General features: G+C 40.9%; 15 protein-coding genes, 1 pseudogene and 1 CRISPR repeat array. Of the genes and pseudogenes, 13 read left to right on the top strand and 3 right to left on the bottom strand.

Annotation, left to right across the window (positions count from 1 at the left end; all coding sequences use genetic code 11):
* The first annotated feature begins 5 nt into the window (after positions 1 to 5).
* The 5 genes from csy1 (at position 6) to H5187_RS07200 (ending at position 5,819) form a co-directional block, all read left to right on the top strand.
* Complete coding sequence (gene csy1 / locus H5187_RS07220) at positions 6 to 1,331, top strand: type I-F CRISPR-associated protein Csy1 (RefSeq protein WP_182768115.1); 1,326 nt, start codon at positions 6 to 8, stop codon at positions 1,329 to 1,331.
* Positions 1,331 to 2,284 (top strand): type I-F CRISPR-associated protein Csy2, encoded by a 954-nt coding sequence (gene csy2, locus H5187_RS07215; RefSeq protein WP_182768114.1) that lies wholly within the window; start codon positions 1,331 to 1,333, stop codon positions 2,282 to 2,284. Before csy1 ends, csy2 begins: the two co-directional genes overlap by 1 nt.
* Position 2,285: 1 nt before the next feature.
* A complete protein-coding gene (gene csy3, locus H5187_RS07210; RefSeq protein ID WP_182768113.1) occupies positions 2,286 to 3,311 on the top strand; it encodes a type I-F CRISPR-associated protein Csy3 in 1,026 nt (341 codons plus the stop codon).
* A gap of 9 nt (positions 3,312 to 3,320) precedes the next feature.
* Complete coding sequence (gene cas6f, locus H5187_RS07205; protein ID WP_182768112.1) at positions 3,321 to 3,881, top strand: type I-F CRISPR-associated endoribonuclease Cas6/Csy4; 561 nt, start codon at positions 3,321 to 3,323, stop codon at positions 3,879 to 3,881.
* A gap of 128 nt (positions 3,882 to 4,009) precedes the next feature.
* Positions 4,010 to 5,239: direct repeats of the CRISPR family, unit length 28 nt; unit sequence CTTCACCGCCGAACAGGCGGCTTAGAAA.
* Between the two features lie 385 nt (positions 5,240 to 5,624).
* Entirely contained in the window at positions 5,625 to 5,819 is a 195-nt protein-coding gene (locus tag H5187_RS07200) for a hypothetical protein (RefSeq protein ID WP_182797670.1), read from the top strand.
* Positions 5,820 to 6,029: 210 nt separating this feature from the next.
* On the opposite strand, the gene H5187_RS07195 is transcribed toward H5187_RS07200, so the two are convergent.
* Positions 6,030 to 7,472, bottom strand: coding sequence for a diguanylate cyclase domain-containing protein (locus tag H5187_RS07195; protein ID WP_182797669.1), 1,443 nt, complete (start codon positions 7,470 to 7,472; stop codon positions 6,030 to 6,032).
* A 218-nt stretch (positions 7,473 to 7,690) separates the two neighbouring features.
* Between H5187_RS07195 and H5187_RS07190 the strand changes: the two genes are divergently transcribed.
* Both H5187_RS07190 and H5187_RS07185 read left to right on the top strand, forming a co-directional pair.
* Positions 7,691 to 8,578: a cation diffusion facilitator family transporter gene (locus tag H5187_RS07190; RefSeq protein ID WP_182717799.1), complete on the top strand. Its 888-nt coding sequence runs from the start codon at positions 7,691 to 7,693 to the stop codon at positions 8,576 to 8,578.
* A 130-nt stretch (positions 8,579 to 8,708) separates the two neighbouring features.
* Positions 8,709 to 11,432: an ATP-binding protein gene (locus tag H5187_RS07185; RefSeq protein WP_310737466.1), complete on the top strand. Its 2,724-nt coding sequence runs from the start codon at positions 8,709 to 8,711 to the stop codon at positions 11,430 to 11,432.
* Here H5187_RS07185 and H5187_RS07180 read toward each other — a convergent pair.
* Positions 11,429 to 15,967, bottom strand: a complete 4,539-nt coding sequence (locus H5187_RS07180) for an EAL domain-containing protein (protein ID WP_310737465.1) — start codon at positions 15,965 to 15,967, stop codon at positions 11,429 to 11,431. The genes H5187_RS07185 and H5187_RS07180 overlap by 4 nt on opposite strands.
* Positions 15,968 to 16,099: 132 nt before the next feature.
* Between H5187_RS07180 and H5187_RS07175 the strand changes: the two genes are divergently transcribed.
* The 3 genes from H5187_RS07175 (at position 16,100) to H5187_RS07165 (ending at position 20,145) form a co-directional block, all read left to right on the top strand.
* The gene (locus H5187_RS07175) at positions 16,100 to 16,678 is read left to right on the top strand and encodes a hydrolase (RefSeq protein WP_259401712.1); all 579 of its coding nucleotides are present in this window, start codon (positions 16,100 to 16,102) and stop codon (positions 16,676 to 16,678) included.
* Between the two features lie 99 nt (positions 16,679 to 16,777).
* A complete protein-coding gene (locus H5187_RS07170; RefSeq protein WP_182739573.1) occupies positions 16,778 to 18,934 on the top strand; it encodes a TonB-dependent siderophore receptor in 2,157 nt (718 codons plus the stop codon).
* 17 nt (positions 18,935 to 18,951) lie between these two features.
* Positions 18,952 to 20,145, top strand: a complete 1,194-nt coding sequence (locus H5187_RS07165; RefSeq protein WP_182717803.1) for a PepSY domain-containing protein — start codon at positions 18,952 to 18,954, stop codon at positions 20,143 to 20,145.
* Positions 20,146 to 20,158: 13 nt separating this feature from the next.
* Here the strand turns inward: H5187_RS07165 and H5187_RS07160 are convergent, their stop codons facing one another.
* Positions 20,159 to 20,716 (bottom strand): TMEM165/GDT1 family protein, encoded by a 558-nt coding sequence (locus H5187_RS07160; protein ID WP_145236272.1) that lies wholly within the window; start codon positions 20,714 to 20,716, stop codon positions 20,159 to 20,161.
* A gap of 686 nt (positions 20,717 to 21,402) precedes the next feature.
* On the opposite strand from H5187_RS07160, the gene H5187_RS07155 reads away from it, so the two are divergent.
* The 3 genes and pseudogenes from H5187_RS07155 (at position 21,403) to H5187_RS07145 (ending at position 23,672) form a co-directional block, all read left to right on the top strand.
* A complete protein-coding gene (locus H5187_RS07155; protein ID WP_182717804.1) occupies positions 21,403 to 22,122 on the top strand; it encodes a YwqG family protein in 720 nt (239 codons plus the stop codon).
* Positions 22,123 to 22,332: 210 nt separating this feature from the next.
* A pseudogene (locus tag H5187_RS07150) lies at positions 22,333 to 22,957 on the top strand (hypothetical protein).
* Positions 22,958 to 23,249: 292 nt separating this feature from the next.
* Entirely contained in the window at positions 23,250 to 23,672 is a 423-nt protein-coding gene (locus tag H5187_RS07145) for a DUF2262 domain-containing protein (protein WP_182739575.1), read from the top strand.
* Positions 23,673 to 24,209: the final 537 nt, after the last annotated feature.

Here is a 24,209-nt window from a genome sequence, read left to right as displayed (position 1 = left end):
GCGAGGTGGCAGATTTATCTGAAAAGATCCGCGATTACATCGACAGTCGCAAACGGGATCGGTTAGACAAGTTCGATAAAGACACGCAAAAAGGCGTGCAAGCGGCAGCGGCTGAAAATGTCGCTGCTTACGAAATGGAACGAGCGGCCTTGAGAGTGAGTGAAGAGGATCGCTTTAAGCCAGTAAATTGGCTCAGTGATGCCGCCAATCGAGCGAAGCAATTACAGCTAGTCACTCATGCGCTGAAATTCACGCATTCCGATGCCAAAGGCACAAGTCTGTTCGCACAGAGAAAGTCCTTATCTGAGTTGCCATTCATTTCTACATCAGCGATAGAAAGTCCAAAAATTGATGTAGTAGGCAATGCGGCTGCATTGGATGTGGGAAAACTACTTTTACTTGAACAGGACGATGGTAAATTGCTGGTGAACTTTATCCAGCAAGAGGATATGTCGCCTTTTGAGTCGTTCGCACAATCCAAAGAGCAATTGGCTGACTGGCTAGCGGGCTTTAAGTTGGCCGTGACGGCTAAAGATCCAAGCTCTCATAAATTGGGTAAGCAGCTCTATTGGCCGATTGACGGTGATTATCATCTACTTCTACCACTTTATGCTACCTCGCTTTCCCAAGAGATTTTTGAACGTGTACAACATGCGCGTTTCTCAGAAGAACAAAAAGAAGCGCGGGCAGCACGTCGAAACGAAAAAGAGTCTGACCTTGCCACGATTGAGTTTCAAAATATCGCTGTGCAAGCGTTTGGCGGGACGAAACCGCAAAACATCAGTCAACTTAACTCTGGCCGTGGTGGCCGCTCTTTCTTATTAAGCAGTGCTCCGCCAACATGGCAAAGCCAAGAAAAGCCACCGTTAAAAGTAAAATCTATTTTCCGTGGGCCGTTCTCTCGCAAGGTGTATGGGCATCTTATTGGTTTGAGAAAGTTCTTAGTTGCCAACTTATATAAACGCAGTGTTTGGGAAATACGCGAAGAACGAGCGCGCCGTATTGACAACATTGTCGATCAGCTGGTGGCTTATGGGGCAAGTGTTCGGTCTTTTCCTGCGGGTTGGTCTTCCCATCCAGATTGTCATTTGCCGCTGCATCAAAAGCTTTGGTTAGACCCAAACCGACGAGCATTTGATAAAGAATTTGAAGACGAATTTGATAAAAAAGAGTGGCAAGGTTTAGTTGCCGCCGACTTCTCTCGCTTTTTAAATGGCGAACTAGAGAAAAACGCCGATATTGCCACAGGCGATGTTGAGTTTGTGCAGTGGAAAGTGCTCACCGCGCAAGAACTCAGGCTAGTGCAAGACGACGTAAAGGGAGCCTTCTAATGGATAAACTACTCGTAATAAGACATCTCAATGTCGAAGGCGCGAATGCCATTGCTGGTTTAACGTGGGGCTTCCCTGCCATGACCAGCTTTTTGGGGTTAACCCACGCCTTGCAAAGAAAAGTCCAAGCCCGTGTTTCTGATAGATTAACACTGACAAGCTGTGCAGTGATTTGCCATTCCAGCCAAGTGCAGTCTCATAGTAACAACATGAGTCGAGAAAATTATTTTGCCCTAACACGTAATCCTCTTACCAAAGATGGAAGTACCGCCCCCTTTAACGAAGAAGGCAAAATGCGTATGGAAGTGACGCTCCTGATTACACTATCTGGCCCGACGCCACCATCGGTTGAGGACGAGCTTGCTGAATGTATCGAAGACACTTTGGCGGCATCAAGAGTTGCTGGTGGCACAGTGCAGAGTATCGGCAGTGTTGAACTCATTAAAGATATTGGCGCAATAAATCGGGAGCCAGCTACGCGAAAATCCTTCTTACGCAAGTTGCTTCCAGGGTTTGCTTTAGTCAGTCGTGACGATGTACTGAAAGACCATATAGAACAAACGCAACAAGCGCCGTTAGAAGCATTTTTAGATTTTAGCACCCGCAAAATGTCTTCTAAACCAAAAGGTGACAAAGCCGAATGGACGGTGGATAGACTGGATTACACCGGATGGCTCAAGCCAATCGTGGTCGGCTATCAAGGAATATCCGATTTGTACGAAGCAGGGCAAGTCGCAAACGTGCGAGATCGTTCTTGTCCGGTGCAATTTGTCGAATCGATTTACTCTCTGGGCCAATGGATCAGCCCACATCGAATAGACGATTTGAAGCACCTTTTTTGGCATCAAGAATATCAAGCAGACAACGCGCTTTACCTTTGTAAAAACGATTACCAACCAGAAACCCCGATTTTGTTAAACAACGAAACAAACCAAACCATTGAGGAGAAATAGCATGGCAGCATTAAAAACAGCATCAGTATTGGCATTCGAACGTAAACTGGCAAATTCAGATGGTTTGTTGTTCGCAGGGAATTGGATTAAGCCAGACGGTGAATGGAAACCGATAGCACTACAAGAAAAATCGGTACGAGGCACGATCTCCAATCGACAAAAAAATGCCATTTTGAAAGACCCAGCAAAGTTAGACCAAGAAGTAAATAAGGCTAACTTACAAACAGTCGATACGGCTGCTTTACCGTTTGATTGCGACACAGTAAAAGTTGTATTTAGTTTACGAGTATTGGGCGATCTAGCAACGCCTTCTGCGTGTAACAGCCCAGACTATCAAGAGGTATTGAGTAGCACTATTCAGTCTTACATTGCAGAACAGTCTTTTTCCGTGTTGGCGCATCGTTATGCTTCCAATATTGCTAATGGCCGCTTTCTATGGCGTAACCGTGTTGGTGCAGAAGACATCTCAATTCGTGTGACGCAAAAGAACAAAGCAGGAAACACCAAGTGGACTTTCAACGGATATGACCTAGCGCTGCGCGATTTTGATTATCAAAGTGATGACTTAAAAGCCTTCGCTGACCAAATTCAAAAAGGCCTGACCAGCGATACCTTTACCTATTTCCAAATTGAAGCCTTTGTAAAACTGGGTGAAGGGCAAGAAGTCTTTCCGTCACAAGAATTGGTATTAGATCCTGAAAAAGATAATAGTAAAAATCAGAATCGTAAGAGCAAGGTGTTGTATCACGTAGACGGCACCGCCGCTTTACACTCGCAAAAAATCGGCAATGCTATTCGCACAGTAGATACTTGGTATCAAGGCTCTGAAGAGATTGGCCCTATTTCTGCCGAACCATTTGGCTCCGTTACCAGCCGTGGTAAAGCCTATCGTAGTAACAAGGATGACTTTTATACCTTGTTTGATAAGTGGATGGAAAAAGGCCAAGCGCCAGACACCGAGCAACAACATTACGTTATTGCGAACCTAATTCGTGGTGGTGTGTTTGGCGGAAAGTCTGACGCGTAAGGAGAGGTTATGGATTACTATCTGGACATTACCATCTTGGAAGACCCCGAATTCACCAAACCTATTTTGATGAATGCACTGTTTAGTAAGCTACATCGTGCCTTGGTGGAAGTCTCTCAACATGACATCGGAGTGAGTTTCCCAAATGCTAGCAAAAAAAACCTAGGAGGCAAACTTCGTATACATGGCTCACAAGGTCGTTTAGAAGAACTTGAAGCGTTACCATGGCGACGAGGTTTAGGAGACTTCACCTTAGTCACTAAGGTAACTCAAATTCCAAGTACCAATGAGTTTTGCCTTGTAAAGCGAGTTCACGTGAAAAGCAACGCTGACCAACTGCGTCGCCGAGCAATGAAACGCCATGACCTCACTTACGAAGAAGCGGTGGAACGCATTCCCAAAGATGTTGAAAAGCAGTTGGAACTGCCCTTTGTCAGAATCAAGAGTAAATCAACGGGTGATCAACAATTTCGATTGTTTATCAAACAGACTTTCACAGCATCAAAAGATGAGGCGGCGAACTTCTCCAAATACGGATTAAGCGCCACCAGCACCTTGCCTTGGTTTTAACCCTTTTTTTAGGCACAATGCCAAACCCTTATAAATAGGGGCTTGGCATTTCTAGTTAAAAAAAGGGTATTTTGGTCAAAATTAAAAAAGCTCTTTAAAAATCAGATGTTTAATGCTAAATTATTCTACTTCACCGCCGAACAGGCGGCTTAGAAATGTCCCAGAATTCGTCGCCGTATCTATAATGACTTCACCGCCGAACAGGCGGCTTAGAAAGTGAATGAAGGTGGCAAGGAGTGGATAAAACTCTTCACCGCCGAACAGGCGGCTTAGAAACACAGACCAAGAATTAGATATATTAAAACCTACTTCACCGCCGAACAGGCGGCTTAGAAAAGTGGCGTAATTCTGGAGTATGGGTTATTACTCTTCACCGCCGAACAGGCGGCTTAGAAAAGTGGCGTAATTCTGGAGTATGGGTTATTACTCTTCACCGCCGAACAGGCGGCTTAGAAAAAGGACTTTATAAACGCTATAAAGCCAGACTCCTTCACCGCCGAACAGGCGGCTTAGAAATGCGAAGGTGTGCAAGTACATCACAACACTGGCTTCACCGCCGAACAGGCGGCTTAGAAATCAACATAATAATAACCATCCGCTATATAAAACTTCACCGCCGAACAGGCGGCTTAGAAATAACAGATGTTCAAACGCGCCTTGGTGCAAAACTTCACCGCCGAACAGGCGGCTTAGAAAGCTAACAGGAAAGTATCGCGTTGCTGTAGCACCTTCACCGCCGAACAGGCGGCTTAGAAAATAGTGCTTGGCCTTCCTCATTTTGTGATGATACTTCACCGCCGAACAGGCGGCTTAGAAAGCCAAGATTTTGCAGAAAATTGAACTAAATGGCTTCACCGCCGAACAGGCGGCTTAGAAAGTGTATATATAGCACTTTGCAGCCTTTTATAACTTCACCGCCGAACAGGCGGCTTAGAAAAGATTTAAACGCCATTGCTACACCAACAACGACTTCACCGCCGAACAGGCGGCTTAGAAATGCGGGATAAGCGCGGTTTAATGGTGTTAGTACTTCACCGCCGAACAGGCGGCTTAGAAACACGAAGGCAAGGCAGATATTGACGCTATGAGCTTCACCGCCGAACAGGCGGCTTAGAAATGAGTATCTCGCCTCGGGAATTGAATTGATACCTTCACCGCCGAACAGGCGGCTTAGAAATCATAAACCCTATGAGTTGATGATTTTATTCTCCTTCACCGCCGAACAGGCGGCTTAGAAAGTGAGTAACATTTGCCATAATTTCTTTAATGCCTTCACCGCCGAACAGGCGGCTTAGAAAACTAAACCTGCGCCCACTTCAAAAGCATTCTTCTTCACCGCCGAACAGGCGGCTTAGGTGACGAGGGACCGAAACGACATATCTAGCAAAAAGTGCAGCCTGAGGAAGTGAGGTCATGGCAGATTTTTGTTCCCGACAAAATCTAAGTACCTAAATCCATTTAGGCAATGACTGATGTAACCAAGCTCTATGGATGGATTGTTAACACCGCGGTTTGTTTGAAGTACTGTCGCGCAAGCAAGCTTAGCGCCTACGGTGGATAATATTGAAAATGGTGTTGTATATTTGTGCGCCAGCAAACTTAGCGCCTACGGTGGATAATATTGAAAATGGTGTTGTATATTTGTGCGCCAGCAAGCTTAGCGCCTACGGTTGATAATATTGAAAATGGTGTTGTATATTTGTGCGCCAGCAAGCTTAGCGCCTACGGTGGATAATATTGAAAATGGTGTCGTATATTTGTGCGCAAGCAAGCTTAGCGCCTACTGTGGATAATATTGCAAAAGGTGTTGTATATTTGTGCGCCAGCAAGCTTAGCGCCTACAACACAGGCAGCTTAGGTGACGATGGACCGACAAAAATATCGGGAATATTTTTGAACTGCGAAGCAGACCTTTATGGCGAAGGGCAGGACGCTTAAAGTAAACGACATATCTAGTAAAGAGTGCAGCCTGAGGAAGTGAGGTCATGGCAGATTTTTGTTCCCGACAAAATCTAAGTACCTAAATCCATTTAGGCAATGACTTATGTAACCAAGCTCCATGGATGGATTGTTAACAGCGCGGTTTATTTGAAATTAAGTTTACTTTGATTTGTCGCGAGGTAAACTCGCTGCTACAAATACATGGCTCTAATGCTCTTCATCAAAGACTTGAATTTGATTACGGCCTGATTTTTTTGCCACGTAAAGTGCGCTGTCGGCGGCGAGGATCATCATATCGGCGGTGGTGTGTTTATCTGGTTTACAGCTGTAACATCCGATGCTAAGGGTGAGGTGGTCGGCTACGTTTGAATTTGGGTGCAGGATATTTAGTTGGCTTATATGCTGTTGCAGTAATCTGGCAAATTTTAAGCAGTGGGGTTTATCAATGCAGGGTAACACAATTGCAAATTCTTCTCCGCCGTAGCGAGCTGCTAAATCACCTTGTCGCTTACATAAGCGATGCAAGGTTTGGGCAACTTGTTTGAGTGCCTCATCGCCTTGCTGGTGGCCATTATTGTCGTTATACAGTTTAAAATAATCGATATCACAAATGATTAAACTCAATGGTTGATGTGAGCGTGTTGCGCGTTGAATTTCACTGAGTAAGGTTTGATCAAAACAGCGGCGATTGGCGATATTTGTCAGGCTGTCGAGATTTGCTTGTGATTGCAGTTCTTGGTTGGCTAAAAGTAATTGCTGTTGAGCTTGCTCTAAGCGTTGTTTATACAGAACGTTTTTCAGTGCATTGGCAATAATTTCACCTACCAGTTTGATCCGCATAAGATCGGTGTCGGTCCAGTGGCGTATATGTGTTACACAATCACAGCCAATAAAACCAAATAAGGCGTTTTCAGAGCGCAGCCCAATACATAAAACAGACTTGATCCCCTCTGATTCAAATTCAGCTTTTTCAGCAGCAGCGGCTGGGGGTAACAAGTCTACATCAGATACTTTAAAAACGTGCTTTTCGTTCATGGTACTAAAAAAATACGGTAATAAATCTTGTTGAATATCTTGCAGCTTTTCTTTAAAAGGCTTGACCTGCGTATTAACCCATTCATGAGTATTGCTCATGGCTTTGCCGTTTTCACTAAATTGGAATAAATAGCTACGATCAGCATCACAAAATGTACCTATGGTTTTTAAAGCGCTTTCGATCTGTTGATCGAGGTTGTCTATTTGTATATCAATAAGTTGTGTTGATATTTTTGCTATTACTTCGTCAAAATCAGCGTGTACAGTAAACGATGTGTGCGGTTCAAGCGCCAGCATTATTAACTGTGGGCCAATTAAACTATAGGTGACTGTAACACGCAGGAGTGTGTGTTTTGTGGCAATGTTATAGATGTGTTCGGTGTTATTTTGGGGAGTTAAAAAGGTCTGATAATCAACAATCGTGTGGTTTTCTGTGTGTTTAATTGATAAGTGCTGAAACGCTTTTTCCACTGGACTTATTGCTGGCATTAATTTAAGTAACTGCTGACTTGATGCGTTGGCGTGCAGCGTATCTGTTTGTTGATCAAACAGCACAATTGCAAGTGGCAACGCTTGTAAAGATTGCCAAATTTCGTCTACAGAATACTGTCTCACTGGATTTCCAACTTCTTATTAACATATTAAGCTTACATTCAATTTTAAGAAAATGGTATTTTAATTAGCCGTTTTATATATAAATTAACTCGATATTAAGTTTTTAGTGCGTTTGGCTTATGGAAGTACTACAATTGATACTGTATATCATTACTCTTTTAAACGTTTTTTAGAATGATGACTCTTAGCACACTTAAGCACAGGTAAAACCGCTTTTCATGACCGACATTACAACTCACCAAGCATCACGACGTAGATTATTAATTGCATTAGCAATCACTAGCTCATTTATGGTTATTCAAGTTATTGGTGCCTATTATGCAAACTCTCTTGCCGTATTAGCCGATGCTGGGCATTTATTTGTTCATAATAGTTCTTTATTTATTGCTTTGATCGCATCGAGCTTAGCGATTCATTTAGCTAAAAACTACAACGATGGTTATCAAAAAGCAGAGTTGACCGGTGGTTTGATCAACGGTTGTTTATATTTGGCGATCAGCCTGGTGATTTTATACGAAGGCGGCGAGCGCTTTGTACATCACCATGAAGGGCAAGGCCCCGTCGTCAATAGCTATTTAATGTCGGTTATTGCCGCCACTGGATTTTTATTTCACGGTGCTGCAGCATGGGTATTATATAAAGGTAGAAAGGCTAGCTTTAATGTTTATGCGGTATTTTTACATTCATTTTTTGATTTGATTTCAACTGTCTCTACGTTTATCGCCGGTATACTTATTTATCTAACTGGTTGGAGCATTATTGATATTTTATCGAGCATGCTGATTGCGTTATTTGTTTTGTTTACAGGTGTAAAAGTGATTGTTGGATGCGTTAAAGGTCTGCGTTTAAATAAAGCAAAACTACCCGATGTGGCCGATATTGAAAGTGCCATAGGACAAGTTGAGCATGTAGAAAATGTGCACAATGTTACGGTTATGCGCCGTGACAAGGAGTTAGTTGTAGGGGCGCATGTGGTACTTAAACAACATTGCACTATAGAAAAACATGATGAAGCATGCCGACTTAAAGTTGAGCAATTGCTAGCAAGGCAATTTAATGTTGGCAACAGCGTATTACAAATCGAAAGTCATGGTTGTCAGCATTAAATACAACTAGTTAACTTGGCAAAATGCGTTTTTTATTTTACTTTTAGATATAGCCTATTTTATACGGAACAATCCATTGCCGTTTTTTCAGCATCGATATTTTGCATTCAGCTGTTCTATACTTTTAGGCGTGTTGGCCGGTTTTGTTAATTTACTGCCATTTTGGTTTCTCGACAGCTCTGAATTTTTATTTGGTCAGCTGTTTGTTTTAATTTGTTTGTTGCTATTTGGCTTACGCTACGCGTTAGTTGCTTGTACTATCAGTGCGGCTTTTATTTTTTATCGTTGGGGGCATTGTTGGCCATCAATTGTGTTTGTTGGCGAAGTGCTTTGGCTGTATCACTTTAGCTTTAAAACTGCACGGCTGCTGTTTATTCGCGGTATAATTTATTGGTTGTTAATTGGTATTCCGCTGCTGGGACTCATTGGCTATTTTATCATTGAGTTGCCATTACTGGCGGTCATTACCGCCTTGGTTAAGTATTTTTTAAATGCAGCCATTGTTTTATGCGTTATTGATTTACTCAGTTTCTTCTTTATTCAGCAAGTGTGGCAAAAACGACCAAATTCGCTGTATAAAATTCTTAATTACATTGTAAGCATCCTCATTATTTTAGTGGTGTTATTAACCACCATTGTACTTACCAACAATCATTATGCGCGTATCGAATATGAAGTGAAGGCGCAGCTTGCTGAAAAATCCGAAGACATTGCTGAAAAAATTGACCTGTATTTAAATGGCTATCGCCGTGGCATCGTATTAACTGCAAAAGCCATCGAGCAGGGGGTCGATAAACAGTTAGCATTGAGTCAGTTAATGGCACTATACCCTAACTTTCTTACATCAATGGTTACGGATGAAAACGCAATAGCTCAGGTATTTAATCCACTTAGTTTGCAAGAAAGCTTAAAAGGCAGCAATTTATCGGTTGCCGATCGCGATTACTTTACGATCGGTAAAGACTCGCCAACAGGGTATATTTCTAATGTTTTTAGGGGCCGAGGATTTGGTAATGAACCCATTGTGGGTGTTTCTGCACCAGTGCATATTAACGGGCGTTTTCAGGGAGTGGTTGAAGGTTCGTTAGTGTTGGGCTCCTTTTTGCAATTTAGGCCAACCATATTTGATAATGATGGTGAACTGATAATTCTTGATGCCAAAAAACACGTGGTGTTTAGCACCTTACCTAATCATTATTCGGTATTGACTCAGCTCACTGAAGATAAATTTACCCAGTTACAAGGTGATCAACAAGCCATTATGACCACCGACATTGATGGCGAACAATATTACGTAAAAATATATTTATCACAGCAACAAGATTGGTATGTAGCAAGCTTATTAAAACGGAAATACGCTAATCTTGTGGCGGCAAGTGCGTGGGGGCAATCACTATTACTAACTCTTGTGGTGATTATTTTGATCAGTATCTTTATCACCCAGTTGAGTCGATGGTTAGTGAGGCCAATAGATGAGCTTACTGAACAAATCGATGCCTTTGATCCTAAAACTGAAATCAGTGATTTACAGACTCAAAATAATGCGTGGCTGGAGGTGCTGAGCTTACAGCAGCAATTTGCTACTTTAGCATTTAAATTGACCAGCAACTTTAAAGATCTAGAACAAGTAAACACTGAAAATGCAGCACTTAATCTGCATTTAAAACAGTTTAATGTAGAGCTAGAGTATCAAGTAAATGAAAAAACAGATGAATTAGTTAAAGCTGTGGCAACTGCAAATCAGGCCAGCAAAGCTAAATCACAATTTTTAGCGAATATGAGTCATGAAATTCGCACCCCGCTTAACGGTATTATGGGGCTGACTGATATTTTACTTAATGCTGATGACGTGAAGTTGGAATACCGCGAACAATTGCAAATGATCCAGCAAAGCGCTAAAAATCTATTATTGATTTTAAACGATATTTTAGACTTTTCGAAAATTGAGGCGGGGGCGGTCAAACTAGACATTCATATAGTTAATGTACGAAAACTGCTTACTCAATTAGCACAGGTGTTTACAAATACTGGCGTACAGCCAGGCGTTGAATTTATATTAAATATTGCCCCGTCAGTACCCGATGTGGTGCAGTTAGATTCACTAAGGTTAAGCCAAATTGTCAATAACTTGTTGAGTAATGCAGGGAAATTTACGAAAACTGGTAGTATAACGATGAACATTGATTATGCTGATAATCATTTATCTGTGGCTGTAACTGACACTGGCATTGGTATTTCTGGGCAACAGCAATCATCGTTGTTTCGTGAGTTTACTCAAGCTGATATTTCAACCACGCGGCAATATGGTGGCACAGGATTAGGCTTAACTATTTGTAAGCGAATAGTTCAGTTAATGGGAGGCAAGCTGGTATTACACAGCGAGATTGGTAAAGGCAGTTGCTTTACTATCACAATTCCTATTGAAGTAGTGCAACTTACTCATGAAGTAGACATACAGCAAAGCATTCCTGACTTAACTGGGTTGAAAGTATTACTGGTAGAAGATAATCAAATCAATCAAATCGTTATTGCAAAAATGCTCAGTGACACCCATTGCACCTTAGAAGTTGCTAACGATGGTGAAAAAGCACTGGCGTGTTTACAACACAATATGGCCGATATTATTTTAATGGATTGCCAAATGCCTATTATGGATGGTTATCAGTGCACAGCTGAAATCCGTAACAACAGTGCTCAATTTGGTCCTGTGATTATTATTGCCATTACCGCAAATGCTTTTGAAGACGACCAAAAACGTTGTTTAGAAGTGGGTATGGACGATTTTATAGCCAAACCCGTGGATCGCGGCCAACTTTTTCAATGCCTTAAAAAGTGGGCTGATACATTGAGCTAGGTAGTTTGCAATTTCTCTAGCAGTGCTTGGATATACGCATCGCTAATGAGAATCTCTGCAGTTGTTGGTTTTGCAAAGTAATAGCCTTGAAGGTCATCACAGCCGATACTGTTTAAAAAGCGTATTTGCTCAATTGTTTCTACGCCTTCTGCAATACAATATAGATCTAGGTTTTCAGCTAAGGTGTGGATTGTTTTGATGATTGATTCATTATTACTATCTTGGCCGATATTACGCACAAAGCTTTGATCAATTTTAATCACATCAATTGGAAATTGACTTAAATACGTTAAAGACGAATACCCGGTACCAAAATCATCCAGTAATAATTTAAAACCTGCGTTTCTGAGCGCTTGCAGCTGCTTAGCTGCTTTGTTTTTGTCATCAAGCAAGGTGTTTTCGGTGATCTCTAAACGTAACTGAACAGGTTTTATATGATGCTGATTTAAAATAAGTAATAAGCGTTCGGTTAAATTAGATTTTAAAATATGCACAGGTGATAGATTTAACGATAAGTAAAACCGTGGGTTAGCTTTAAATAATGGTGCGAGATCTTCAAGTGCACGGGTCAGCGCCTGCTCGGTGAGTACATCGATTAAACCAGTTTCTTCTGCAATAGGAATAAACACTGCCGGGGATATCAATTCTGCTTGGTGTTGCCAGCGCATTAAGAGCTCTACACCTTTGATTTTTTTGCTTTTATTATTAACAATTGGCTGGTAATTATTAAAAAATAAATCGTCTTTGTAGGCATCTTTTAAGGCATTTTCGAGCAGTAGTTTTTGGGTGATTTGGTTATTCATTTGTTCAGTGAAAAACTTAAAGCCGTTGCGGCCCGATTGTTTAGCATGCATCATTGCGATGTCGGCATTTCGAATAAGCTCATCGGTGGTGTCGGCATCAAATGGGTAGAGTGCCACACCGACGCTGGCCGAGATATTAATTGCAAAATCGTTGATCACCACCCGTTTTGCAAGTTCTTCAGTGAGGCTACGCACTAAGTTACTCAAACTTTGTGGCGAGTCTAAGTTTTTAATTAATAATAAAAACTCATCACCACTTTGACGCCCAACAATGGCATTTTTATCAAGCATACTATTCATTCGATAGGTAATATCACATAACAGCTGATCGCCAACCGCATGACCAAACGAGTCATTCACTGGTTTGAATTTATCTAAATCTATAAACAGTAAAGCAACTAGACTGGCATGTGTATCGGCATCTTTTATCGCATGCGATATCTTTTGATACATTAGTGACCGATTCGGTAGCTTAGTTAATGGATCATAGTTGGCCAGATAGCGCAGTTTATTTTCAGCGCGTTTTTGCTCGGTTAGATCAGAAATAACCACCACATAATAACTCACTACATTACTGTCTTTTGCCACAGCGGTAATACTGATATGAATAGGATGCGACGGGTTTATCTTAGTTTTTATATATGCGTCACCACGCCAGTTCTGCTTTGGCTGCAATGATTTTAGAATATTGATGAAATCGACATATTGTTTTTTCCCCAGTGCTGCTAAAAACCGTTTTAGTTCAAGCTTTGCTGGGATTGTTTGAATAGAAAAGGCTTCTGCAAAGCTATTATTAACAGAAAACGGAGTCAGTTGACTGTCTAAAATAAGTAGCCAATCGTTTATTTGGCTAAAGGCTTCGCCTAATACCGCAGCTTGCTGTGCTGTAGCACGTTGTTCGGTTATATTGGTATAGATTCCAGCTAATCTTGTAGGATAGCCTTGCTCGTTCGTTTCAATCACTTTACCGATATCGTGATACCAAAGCCAGTTTCCATTAGCATGTTGAAGCCGATACGTGACCTGCCATTGTTGAGCATTTTTTTGAGTGATGAATAAATGCCAATCATGAAGAACTTTACGTTTATCATCTGGGTGTATTAATGCGCAAAAATCGTCAAAATTGAACTTTTGTGGCAAAGTTTTATAGCCTAGCTCATGTTTTAAGCGCTGCTGCTTTATCCAATGTGCGGCAATATCAACTTCCCATACACCGCTTTTACTACTGTTTAAAGCAAGCTCTGTTTGTTGTTGTGATTGCAGTATTTCATCATGAGTATGCTTAATAATGCGCTGACGGGAGCGGTATTGCCAAAAAATAACAAATAGCACTAAAAACGTAAGTAATAAATAAAGGCTTATTGCAAGTGGCGAGCGCCACGGAGCATAGGCAACAGTAAAGTTAAGTGTTTTTTCATCACCGAGGCCTGAGTCATTTAAGTTATATGCTGCGATTGTTAGTTGATAATCACCAGCAGGAAGCTTAGTAAAAAAAACTTTATTATTGTTTAGCTTGTCATAACTTAATTTATTGGGGCCGGTTAATGACACCTTATAGCGTGTTCTATCTACATTTTGAAAATCAAAGTTAGAAAAACTAACTTCTAAGCCCACATCTTCATCAGTTAGTTGTAAACGTTGGTTGGCGTATTGCAATGGATGATAATTAAGTGTACGGGAGAGTAACGATATATCGGTGATTTCAGTCACTGTGCTGTCACGATCATTAGGGACAGATAAAAAGTCTTGCGGGGCAAGTGTTAGCACGCCACGGGTACTGCCAAAAGCTAAGCGGCCATCGTTTAGCTGAGTATGTGAGTCAATATTAAATTCATTCACAGTTAAGCCATCTTTGACAGTATATGCATTTAATTGCATTGAACTTAAGTCGAGTCGATAGAGGCCATTTTTACTGCTGATCCATAAAAAGCCAAATTGGTCGATTTGCAAGGCGACAATTGTTTTCGTTTTAATGCCATTACTGAGGTTTATACGGTGTTTTACTTCGTAACTGTTGGCGTCAAGACCAATTAGTCCTTCTTGGGAAGAGGCAAGCCAAAGGGTATTGTTATAATCGATCACCCAATCATCGATAGTGACATAATTTATTGGGTTATAATTTTCGACTTCGTAGATCAAGGTGAGTTTTTGGCTGGACTCATTATAACGATATAACGCGCCAGATACGCTGATCAAGTAGTCATCGGGTTTATTGGGCAATGGTTTTAAAAAAGCGTGCACATTGACGGGATCTAACTGCTCTTTGAGACCTTTAATTACGTTAGTCTGACCACTGTTTCCATCATACAGGAAATAATCATTCTCGCTAAAAAATGCAAAGGTATCAGTCGTGATTTGATGATATCCATAGCCTGGGCCGCTGTCGAGAATGGCTTGTGTATTGCCTTGCATTGGTAGAGCTATTTTTTGTTCGGTTTTTTTATCAAATAAAGCAAGACCATCATAGAGCAGTAACCACAAATAACGGTCTGGCTCATTTAAGTGCGCCGAGGCAATACCATACACAGCAAATTGGCCATAAAACGCTTTGCTGTCATCGCTGGCTAAGTAAGTTTTTTCGGTAGTCTCATCTAGGCGCATTTTGGCTAGGCCATTATCGGTGCCCAGCCACACGGCGTTATCGTCTTGGTAAACAGCAAGGATCACATTGCTGTGCAATTTATCATTACTGGTGATTTGAATATTGCCAAAACGCCTTGCTAAAGTGGACCAAGTAAAAACGCCTTGCGAGCGCGAGGCAAGCCACATAAGCCCTGTTTTATCAACCATCACATCTAAAATAGTGTTGTCGGTCATGTGAAATTTACTTTGATCAAAACGTAAAAGAAACTCATTGTGATCAGTATGGCGATGGTATTGATAAAGGCCATCCTCAGTGACTATAAATTCACCATAAGGGGTATTAACATAATCCCAAATATTATGTTCCGCGAGTAGCGTTTTTACGTTATTGAAGTTTAATAACTCATTGTTATTAAAAGCAATAGAATAAAATCCTTCGACTGTGCCAACCAGTAAACCAAGCTGCGAGTCGATGGATAAAAATTTGATATTGTTATTATCTGGATTGAGCTTATCCTTGGCAACTAAAGGTATTTTAGTTATATGTTCATCAATTAATGATTTAGAGTACAACCCATCAGTGGTGGCAATATACAAAAAGTCATTATGAACAGTAATTGCGCGGACAGAATTATCATCTTTACTGATTGAAAACTCATGGGTATAGGTATTTTTTTGTGGATCAAAGGCATACACATGTTGATTAATGGCGTAATAAAACAGCTGCTGATGTTCGGCGATGGCAAAAATAGGAGAAAAGTGTTTATCTTCAGCGTTTAACTTACCTGAATAAATTTTACTAACTTTGAGTGTCACAGGATCTATAAGAAACGCACCAGAATACTCAGTTGATACAAAAATATCGCCGTTGTGTGTTTCGAACAATACAATAATTGAGAGTTGATCCAGTGAGTATTCACCAGAGAATATTTTTACCTCATAGCCATCAAACCGGTTTAAACCCTGTAATGTACCGATCCAAATAAATCCCAGTTTATCTTGCAGTGTGCTAGTTACGTGGCCTTGTGATAACCCTTCATCCGTGGATAAGCGTTGCAATTGCTGAGCATAGCTTTGAGCACTGGAATTAACACTAAACCAAGTGCATAAAATACTAAATAAGATGAAAAAAAAGTTTCTCAATCGCACTTAAGGTACTGCTCCCCTGAGATAAAGTGGTTGTTAGCCGTTAGTAAATATAGCATAACAATTTACAGTTGAATTAAAGAATTAGCTATATAAGATATACATTTGTATAACAAATCACTTATGCTGTTAGTTATGTTTAGATCACGGATGTTCACATTGCCTCATTCATTTAATGCTCACACCATGCAAAGTCTGCTGTTAGTTGTCGATATTCAAGACAAATTAAGTCCTGCGATGCCTCGTTATGAACAAGTAAAACAGGTCACAGTGCAATTAGTAAAAGCTGCACAATTGTTGCATATTCCTATTTTAGTCACTGAACAATATAAACAAGGGCTTGGCGAAACTGATCAGCAATTAAAAGCTCAGATTGGGCAAGCTGAGTTCTTTGATAAAACCCACTTTAGCGCGTGTAAAGAGGACGGTTTTTTAGAGCTTATTGCTAGCTATAAACGCCCGCAAATTATTGTAGTTGGTATGGAAGCGCATGTATGCGTATTACAAACTTGTTTAGATTTACTGGCGCAAGGTTATCAGGTGTTTTTAGTCATGGATGCGGTTAGTTCGCGTAATGATCTGCACCGCGATTTAGCTATAGCTCAGCTAAGACAAGCAGGTGCTGTGATCAGCTGCGCTGAAAGTGTGATTTTTCAATGGACCGAAGTGGCAGCGACACCTGTATTTAAAGAGATTTTAAAGATTGTTAAATAAGCTTGGCAACAAGAAGAGAATAATTTCACTTCAGCATTGTAAATGATAGTGGTTTTTATTATCATGCCGTAAATTATTTTGATTGCTGTATAAATATCAATGAAACCTTCTTTAATAGCATTAGCCCTAAGTTCTATTACCATGACGCCTGTTGTCGTTGCTGCGCAAACAACAGCAGCAGGATCTGCAACTGATGAGTCTACTGTTGTAAAAAACGACATAGAAACCATTTCAGTCGTTGGACGAGCGTTTTCACTGTATCGCCCAACAGAATCAACGTTTGGTACTCGTACCGATACGCCGCTAGAGAAAATTCCACAGTCAATCCAGGTTATTCCGCAAGCGTTAATCAGCGATCAGGCTGCACGTCAAGTAACTGATCTGTACAGCAATATTGCGGGTGTTAATGGCTTTAGTTACTCAGGTGTTACGTTTCGTGGTTTTCGCCAAGATGAAATTTTATACGATGGTGTAAAAGGTGACCCATTTAGTGGTTTTGCGGTACCACAGTTGTTTAATATTGAGCAAGTGGCTGTTTTAAAAGGCCCTAGTGGCGCTGTGTACGGCAGTGGTAACCCTGGCGGGATCATTAATTATATGACCAAAAAGCCCAGCTATGATAGTAAAACAACCGTTGCAGTTGAACTGGGTAATGATGATTTTTTTAGTGCCGCAGTCGAATCAACGGGCAGTGCCAATGACGCACAGACCCAAGCCTACCGTGTTGGTGTTTATAAAGATTCAGATAAACCATTTCGTGAAAATACCAGCGAAGATAATACTATTATTGATTTAGGCTATCGTTTTGATTTTAATAACGACACTAATCTGGTATTGCAATATACCCATGTTGATCAAGATTTAGGCGGCGCTAGATTACGTGGCGTGCCAGTGGATAAAAACGGTAACTTTATTGCCGACATAAGCTGGAATCATAATGAAGCAACTGATTATCAAACCGTTATTGCTGACGTGTTTCAAGCAAGTTTTCAGCACCAATTTAATGAGGTATTTCGCAGTGATATCACTGCGCGTTATTTTAGTAACGATGCCAATCAAAACTATCATGAGCCGCGTGGACTAAGTGACACAGATGGCGATGGAGTACTGGATTGGAGCGAGCGCGAATTTCGTGATCAACAACGCGAAAATACCGGGCTTAGTTTTACTGCCAATTTAATTGCTGACACTGAGCTTGCCGCTATGCAACATGTGATGCTGGTGGGTGTAGATTGGTATAAGCATGAGTTTGAATCTGCATATAGAACAGCTGTACAAGCCAGCAAAGGCGGCCCAGTGCCAGGGATCTCAATATTAAATCCTGTGTATGGATTGACTTCAAAAGATGATTATGATTTAGCAAACGTAACACCGCGTTTATCAAGTACTGAGTCAACACGTATTGGCCTGTATGCACAAGACCAAGTTGATGTTACCGATAAATGGAATGTTACGGTTGGCTTACGGTACGATCGTTTTGAAGACACCGATGTCCTTAATAACACCGAGTTTTCAGACAGCGATGTGACGTATCGTATTGGCACAAGTTATAACTTAAACGATACCTTTTTCCCTTATGCGCTGTATGGCACAGGCTTTATGCCACAATCGGCCAGTAATCAAAATCAAGATGTAGGCGGGCCATTTAAACCAGAGCACAGCAATATTCGTGAACTTGGTTTACGTACTAAGTTACTTGATGACTCGTTGGCTGTGAATATGGCAACGTACCGCATTATCCGTAACAATATTTTACAAGCCAGCACTGAGTTATCAGACACCGGCGTTGATCAAATGGAAGCGTTAGGCGAAGTTGACAGCCGAGGCTTTGAACTTGAGATTGTTGGCGATGTCACCGAACGTTTAGTGATCACAGCAAGTTACGCATACAACGACACGCGTATTGTTGAGCAAAGTGAAAAATTTTCCGCGCAAGCAAAAGGCAGCGATAAATTTGCCAATGCGCCACAAAATACCGCAGGGTTGTGGACGCGTTATGAGTTACCGCAGTTGCACTCATCAATCGCGGCAGGTCTTGATTATGTTGATGAACAAGTCAGTTTAGACGGTGATAAAGTACAGCCGTATACCGTTTATAACATGGCTTGGAAGACTGAATATCAACAATGGGTTTGGCAGCTCTCAGTTAAAAACGTGTTTGATAAAGAGTATGCATCAAGTGGCTTTATAACTCGTGCTGGGCATTTCCCGGGGGAACCACGCCGCGTCTATTTGTCGGCTAAGTACACATTCTAAACTGACAATTTCGTACTATGAAAGCAAAGCAGTGGTTTAACTTACATGCTTGGGCAGGGCTCTTGGTTGGCAGCTTGTTATTGATAACGTGTTTATCTGGCACGTTGGCAACCTTGAGCCACGAAATTGAATATCTTAGTGATAGTAAATTTCGTGCCCTCTCGCATTCCCCTAATACTGACTTTGCTGCAATTGAGAATACACTTGCCCAGCGTTATCCTGGCAGCCAAATCATTAGCATATTGCGCCATCAACAACCTTACTTAGCAACCGAAGTGTCGCTTAAGTGGCAGCAACAGTTTTTGTTTGTGTATGTTGATGGTGCGACGGGGCAATGGCTTGGCGAAGGTCAGTGGGGGCGAGTATCGCGCTTTTTACGTAACTGGCACATGAATCTATCGATGGGTTGGACAGGTAAGTTGATCGTCACGAGTTTAGCCATTCTCTTGGTTATTTTAGTGGTTACTAGTCCGATTGTTTATCGCCAGTGGTGGCGACATTTTTTAAAAAAGCCACGGCAATTAAAAACAACCAATCGTAGCAGCTGGGCTGATTGGCATAAATTACTGGGGCTTTGGAGTTACTGGTTTATTGTGGTCATGGCTATTACTGGCGTGTGGTACTTAGTTGAACACACCTTACAAACAGCCAAAATTGACCATTATATAACCCCCCCCGCAGAGGTTACGGATCTACAAACTGATGTCGCGCATCCGCCAGCGATAAGTGCCATGGTAAACGCGGCGCAATCAGCGTTTCCAAGTTTACATATTCGCGCTATACAATACCCAAGCAAAGCAAATAAACCGGTTTTGGTACTGGGCGATAATGATGACATTTTAGTACGTTTACGAGCTAATAAAGTGTATTTAGATCCAGCTTCAGCAGATGTACTGGCAATTCAAAAAGCCGCAGATTTACCTATTGTCGCGCGCATTAAAGATACCGCCGATCCTTTGCATTTTGGCAACTTTGCAGGGCTAGGTACGAAGTTAATTTGGGCTGTGTTTGGTTGTTTAATGACCTGTATATGTATGGCTGGATTGTATATGAATTGGCTGAGAGTAAAGCGTAAGCAGCGTTCATTATTGCAATGGTTTGGTATCATGGGTGCAGTTAGTGTTTTATTAGTATGTTGTTCCCTGATCCTCACAACGCAAACATTTAGTGTACGCCAAGCACCAGCAAAACTATATTCGCCGGTGCTGTAACGTGCAGATAAAGTTAGCTAGTAACTAGGCCGTAACAACCCAAAGCAACAAACACTATTGCAGCAAGCATTCTTACTTTTGCCATTGGAATACGTTTTAGCAAGGCATTGCCAGCATAAATAACCGGCACATTGGCAAGTAACATACCTACAGTGGTTCCTATGGTTACCCACAACACTGATTGATACTGAGCGCCAAGCAATACTGTTGCTATTTGGGTTTTATCGCCAATTTCGGCAATGAAAAACAGCACCAAGGCTACTAAAAAAGCCCCGTATTGATCGTACTTATTGCTTACTTCTTCATCTTTATCTGGGATCAGTAGCCATAAGCCAACGACAATAAAACAGCCGTTCACAATCCAAGGCAGGTACGAAGAGGTAAAGCTTTGCGATAAATAATCGCCCAACCATGCAGACAAACCATGATTGATAATAGTAGCGACTAAAATACCTAAAATAAGTGCAGGTTTATTGGCAAAGCGGGCAGCTAACAACAGGGATAAAAGTTGCGTTTTATCGCCTATTTCAGCTAAAGCAACGGTGACGGTTGATGTGATAAATGTATCCATTTTACTTCTATAAGGCGGGAACATTAAACCAAGGTAAACGCCTATCTCCCGCCATGAGGATAGTGTTTACCCAGGTCTTGCCGATAATGCTTGCTACATTACAAACTTACCATGCACATGAGGTGCAATTATGTTGATAAGTTTACTTGCTGCGCTTTAAGTTAAAAGGCATCAAGCAGGCTACTCCCCCGAGAAGTGCGCACTTTGCCACATTTCTTTTTTAGAGTAAAGGTACAACAACAGGTTTTGTGGTGCGGCTGAGGGTGAACCCTGTAATTGAATATAAACGTATGCTTCACGCGCAGTACAGGAGCTAGAATACAATCAAGACTACAGCGAGTTTGAAAAAGACTACCAGTTCCCTGATATGCCTTTACCATCTATTGGCATCACAATTAATTTTTAAAGATGATAATCCTCTTACTCTAAGTGTGAAAGGGTTAAGCATCTGAAATATAAATTTAGCGTTTTATGTGAAAGTCAGTTGTCGATTGAATCAAAATAGGAACTAGGCTATGGTTGAAGCATCAATCAAAATAAAATAAAAACGAGTAATTCTACAGGCTCGTTAGATAAACAAAAGCCCTTCAAGGGTTTGGATAGTGGGTTAAGTTAATAACCCGTTGAACATATACATAGACACGGAATGAACGCCGGTTGTGTTTGCGTTATAAAAGGAGAGTTGTTTGAACCCTAAAATTTTGGAAGACTTTATTAGCACTGATGAAGATTTTTCCCCTCATAAGGCTTATTTGGATTCGATCAGTAAATCCAGCGTTGATATTTTGTTTTCAGATGGTGTCGCCAGTGACTCTGGGAGTCGGTTTGGCGGTAATCCTCTGGTTGCAAAGGACTTTGTCTGGCCAGAACATAACGTTGGCGAATACCGGTTTTTAGGCCAGATTAATTTTTCTGAAATCCTCGATTGTCCTGAGCCGCTGCCCAAATCCGGTTTGCTATCACTCTTCTATGCTTATGATCACGACGGTGAAATTTTCTGGGGTGCTGAAGGATATGTGATCGCTTACTATTATCCGGATATTAATGATTTAGTTATGTTTGAGCAAGCAGCTGTACCGCAGGAGGCAAAGGTAATCCGTTTGGAAACCGGGCTGGAAATCCCCAAACATGAAGAGTTACGCAGTGACTGGCCTTTCGATACTAATCTTTTGTATGAACTGCCTTATCTAATAGGCCATCGCGAGAACTACATGCTGGGCTATCCGTCATTTTGTTCGCTTGCTTATGACCCGACCCCTGGTGATGAATGGCTTCCGCTGCTCACTCTGGCATCTCACGATGGGCTTGGCTGGTGTTGGCATGATGGGGATAAGCTTATGGTATTTATTGAGAAAGAAAAGCTTAAAAATGCCGACTTCAGCTGCCTGAAGACCGATGCTGGGTAGCCGCATAATTAAAGTCCTCCTTATTAATACTGTTATAAAATAGGCTTTTTGGATTGCTCTGAAGTGACTATTTTTGTTTAAAGCGAGTGTAAACCGTTATCCGTGTTTAAAAATAACAAGGAAAAAATAACAAAGACATCCAGTTTAATTTTGTATTTTGTGAAACGAAGTACTAAGTTTTATTAAGTGCAAAAATGAGCAGGGTGTCTTATTGAAATCGCAAGAAAGCGTCAAGTAAGTTTGGTTGATACAAAATATTATCACTGTATTTCACGTTGCGTACGGCGTGCATTTTTATGTGGCGAAGACCACTTTACCGGTCAATCCTACGGGCACCGCAGAGGGGGAGGGGGGATTTAGGTCACAAGTACTACTTGATGAAGCAGCATTAGCAGCCTGCATGGCATATGTTTATTTAAATCCGATTAGAGCTAAGATGGTAAAAACACCTGAAGAGTCAGGCCATATTAGTGTTAAAAAACGTTTAACATGCGCCAAAGATGGCAAGCAACCAAAACAACTACTTCGCTTTGCAGGTATACCACGTCAAATCATGCCAAAAGGGTTACCGTTTGAGCTTAAATCGTAGCTTGAATTCGTTGAGCTAACAGGACGTTGTATATGGTAAAGCAAGCGAGGGTATATTAAAAGTACACATTTACCTTTACTAGAAAGAGTCAATATTTCTCCAGAAAACTGGTTAGAACTCACTACGTAATTTACGCGCGTATTTCACGGCGCAGTAGGCAGGCTGTCTTCACAATAACGTTACGGTGAAAACTTAAATCGGAAGCGGCGTGCAAATATCAGTAATTGTAAAAAACTACTGGCATAGCGCTTGAATTACTCAGTAAAAAGTTAAAAACTGATGTCATTTTATGCATGTAATTTAGGTTTAAGAATGCTAATGACTTATTTAATGGATGAAGTAAAAGTAACCCTGTAGTAAAAGATAAATTCTTAACCTAAAAAGTAATTTTATTGTAACGGCTGTGTTTGTTCAATTAGAGTGACTGTCTTGTTTAGTTTCATTGAATCAAAATAGGAACTCGGCTATGGTTGATACATTAATAAAAATAAATTAAAAACGAGTTATTCTACAGGCTAGTTAAACGTCAGAGAGAGTTATGTACGAGAAAGCGTTAGATAATCTAGAAATGGATGAAAGAATTGAAGGTACCTACAAAGGTAGTTTCAATTTTAAAGGAGATGAAGTTCGCATTCATGTTGATCCAGATGGAGAGAAGTTAGAAGACACGATTACTCTGGCCAAAAGGATTCTTTCTTCTTTGGATGCATACGACAAGAAAGCCAGAGGCTACATAATAGAAAACAGCCTGCAATCGTACAATGAAGACTGGCGGGAAGATGATGAACCAATACTGACAGCCATGGAGTTCGATAAAAACCTGCGATTGGATGGAGTAAATTTCTTATCCTCTGATAGCGTTGATTTTTTCTACAGCGAAAATAACATGTTTGGAGGCCATTCATTAATTCCACAAATCTTTGATAGTGAGAACTTTGAATATTTGCAAATGTATGGGTAAAACGTTTAACACATATGAGCCTTAACACTATCAATAGGCACTAGTAGTCTTTTTGACCGTTTTATATAATGGCGGTCAACTCTAAATCAATAAACAAATTTGTTTACTTCGTCTGTCGATGCGGCTGTTAAGCAAGTAGCTTACGGCAAACACATATAAGGAGCGCTACGCAATAATATTTACATTATTAGCACTGCATTTGCTTATATTCTTCTAAAGTGCAGCGTTTCTGAACCTCTTTGTGAATAATTCAATTAAATATTTTTTGCACAAAGAGCAGAGAAAGAGAAGTAAATGAGAACTAACTTGAAGGCTAATATTAGCAGCGTAAAATACGATGCATTAATAAAGGTAAGCCCTTACATCTTAAAATAAGCCATTAAGCACCTGTAATACCTTCCAAAACGCCAATTTGCATATTCTCACCAGCTTTGATCATCCAATGGCATTAACTTTGATCACTTATTCTCATTAAGCTTTGATCACGAAAATTACGCGATAATGATCACTTTTGTGTTCTTAATGATTTTGCCGATC

This window comes from Pseudoalteromonas sp. SG44-1 (assembly GCF_014164315.1).
In the GTDB taxonomy this organism is placed as follows: Bacteria; Pseudomonadota; Gammaproteobacteria; order Enterobacterales; family Alteromonadaceae; genus Pseudoalteromonas; species Pseudoalteromonas rhizosphaerae.
Note: the sequence above shows the minus strand (reverse complement) of the source record. Positions and strands in the feature narration are given on the sequence as shown.